The 3,094-nt window shown below is 48.8% G+C and carries 1 rRNA gene; it reads left to right on the plus strand.

Annotated elements, in window-relative coordinates:
- Positions 1-163: 163 nt before the first annotated feature.
- Positions 164-3,090, plus strand: a 23S ribosomal RNA gene (locus LQ611_RS13705).
- Positions 3,091-3,094 lie beyond the last annotated feature (4 nt).

Below are 3,094 nucleotides of genomic sequence, written 5' to 3' on the forward strand. Positions count from 1 at the left end.
ACATTGAAAACTAGATAAGTAAGTAAAATAGATTTTACCAAGCAAAAAACCGAGTGAATTTCTAACGAAATTCAACAAGCTTAATAATCGCGCGTCGTCTTTATAGACGACATCACAGATTAATAACAGTTATTTTCTTAAACATTATGTATAAGGAAATATAGATTAAGTTATTAAGGGCGCACGGTGGATGCCTTGGCACTAGAAGCCGAAGAAGGACGTTACTAACGACGATATGCTTTGGGGAGCTGTAAGTACGCTTTGATCCAGAGATTTCCGAATGGGGAAACCCAGCATGAGTTATGTCATGTTATCCGCATATGAATACATAGTATGTGAGAAGGCACACCCGGAGAACTGAAACATCTTAGTACCCGGAGGAAGAGAAAGAAAACTCGATTCCCTGAGTAGCGGCGAGCGAAACGGGAAGAGCCCAAACCAATAGGCTTGCCTATTGGGGTTGTAGGACACTCTATACGGAGTTACAAAGGAAATGATTAGACGAATGGTTTTGGAAAAGCCAACCATAGAAGGTAAAGGTCCTGTAGTCGAAAGTCATTTCTCTCCTGAGTGGATCCTGAGTACGGCGGAACACGTGAAATTCCGTCGGAATCTGGGAGGACCATCTCCCAAGGCTAAATACTCTCTAGTGACCGATAGTGAACCAGTACCGTGAGGGAAAGGTGAAAAGCACCCCGGAAGGGGAGTGAAATAGAACCTGAAACCGTGTGCTTACAAATAGTCAGAGCCCGTTAATGGGTGATGGCGTGCCTTTTGTAGAATGAACCGGCGAGTTACGATTTGATGCAAGGTTAAGCAGTAAATGTGGAGCCGTAGCGAAAGCGAGTCTGAATAGGGCGAATGAGTATCTGGTCGTAGACCCGAAACCAAGTGATCTACCCATGTCCAGGTTGAAGTTCAGGTAACACTGAATGGAGGACCGAACCGACTTACGTTGAAAAGTGAGCGGATGAGGTGTGGGTAGCGGAGAAATTCCAATCGAACTTGGAGATAGCTGGTTCTCTCCGAAATAGCTTTAGGGCTAGCCTCAAGTGATGATTATTGGAGGTAGAGCACTGTTTGGACGAGGGGCCCCTCTCGGGTTACCGAATTCAGACAAACTCCGAATGCCAAATAATTTAACTTGGGAGTCAGACTATGGGTGATAAGGTCCGTAGTCGAAAGGGAAACAGCCCAGACCACCAGCTAAGGTCCCAAAATATATGTTAAGTGGAAAAGGATGTGGCGTTGCCCAGACAACTAGGATGTTGGCTTAGAAGCAGCCATCATTTAAAGAGTGCGTAATAGCTCACTAGTCGAGTGACACTGCGCCGAAAATGTACCGGGGCTAAACATATTACCGAAGCTGTGGATTATCCGTAAGGATAATGGTAGGAGAGCGTTCTAAACGTGTCGAAGCATGATCGTAAGGACATGTGGAATGTTTAGAAGTGAGAATGCCGGTGTGAGTAGCGAAAGATGGGTGAGAATCCCATCCACCGATTGACTAAGGTTTCCAGAGGAAGGCTCGTCCGCTCTGGGTTAGTCGGGACCTAAGCCGAGGCCGATAGGCGTAGGCGATGGATAACAGGTAGATATTCCTGTACCACCTATGATTGTTTGAACGATGGGGGGACGCAGTAGGATAGGCGAAGCGTGCTGTTGGAGTGCACGTCCAAGCAATAAGACTGAGTGTTAGGCAAATCCGGCACTCGTAAGGTTGAGTTGTGATGGGGAGTTGGATCATGTATCCGACGAGTCGTTGATTTCACACTGCCAAGAAAAGCCTCTAGTTAGAAAATAGGTGCCCGTACCGCAAACCGACACAGGTAGTCAAGATGAGAATTCTAAGGTGAGCGAGCGAACTCTCGTTAAGGAACTCGGCAAAATGACCCCGTAACTTCGGGAGAAGGGGTGCTTTTTAGGGTGCAAGCCTTGAAGAGCCGCAGTGAATAGGCCCAAGCGACTGTTTATCAAAAACACAGGTCTCTGCTAAACCGTAAGGTGATGTATAGGGGCTGACGCCTGCCCGGTGCTGGAAGGTTAAGAGGAGTGGTTAGCTTCTGCGAAGCTACGAATCGAAGCCCCAGTAAACGGCGGCCGTAACTATAACGGTCCTAAGGTAGCGAAATTCCTTGTCGGGTAAGTTCCGACCCGCACGAAAGGCGTAACGATTTGGGCACTGTCTCAACGAGAGACTCGGTGAAATCATAGTACCTGTGAAGATGCAGGTTACCCGCGACAGGACGGAAAGACCCCGTGGAGCTTTACTGTAGCCTGATATTGAAATTTGGCACAGCTTGTACAGGATAGGTAGGAGCCTTTGAAACGTGAGCGCTAGCTTACGTGGAGGCGCTGGTGGGATACTACCCTGGCTGTGTTGACTTTCTAACCCGCACCATTTGATCATGGTGGGAGACAGTGTCAGGCGGGCAGTTTGACTGGGGCGGTCGCCTCCTAAAGAGTAACGGAGGCGCTCAAAGGTTCCCTCAGAATGGTTGGAAATCATTCGCAGAGTGTAAAGGCACAAGGGAGCTTGACTGCGAGACCTACAAGTCGAGCAGGGTCGAAAGACGGACTTAGTGATCCGGTGGTTCCGCATGGAAGGGCCATCGCTCAACGGATAAAAGCTACCCCGGGGATAACAGGCTTATCTCCCCCAAGAGTTCACATCGACGGGGAGGTTTGGCACCTCGATGTCGGCTCATCGCATCCTGGGGCTGTAGTCGGTCCCAAGGGTTGGGCTGTTCGCCCATTAAAGCGGTACGCGAGCTGGGTTCAGAACGTCGTGAGACAGTTCGGTCCCTATCCGTCGTGGGCGTAGGAAATTTGAGAGGAGCTGTCCTTAGTACGAGAGGACCGGGATGGACATACCTCTGGTGTACCAGTTGTCGCGCCAGCGGCATAGCTGGGTAGCTATGTATGGACGGGATAAGTGCTGAAAGCATCTAAGCATGAAGCCCCCCTCAAGATGAGATTTCCCAACTTCGGTTATAAGATCCCTCAAAGATGATGAGGTTAATAGGTTCGGGGTGTAAGCGCAGTAATGTGTGTAGCTGACGAATACTAATCGATCGAAGACTTAATCAAATTT

The organism is Mammaliicoccus sp. L-M44 (assembly GCF_022386355.1).
Classification (GTDB): Bacteria; Bacillota; Bacilli; order Staphylococcales; family Staphylococcaceae; genus Mammaliicoccus; species Mammaliicoccus sciuri_A.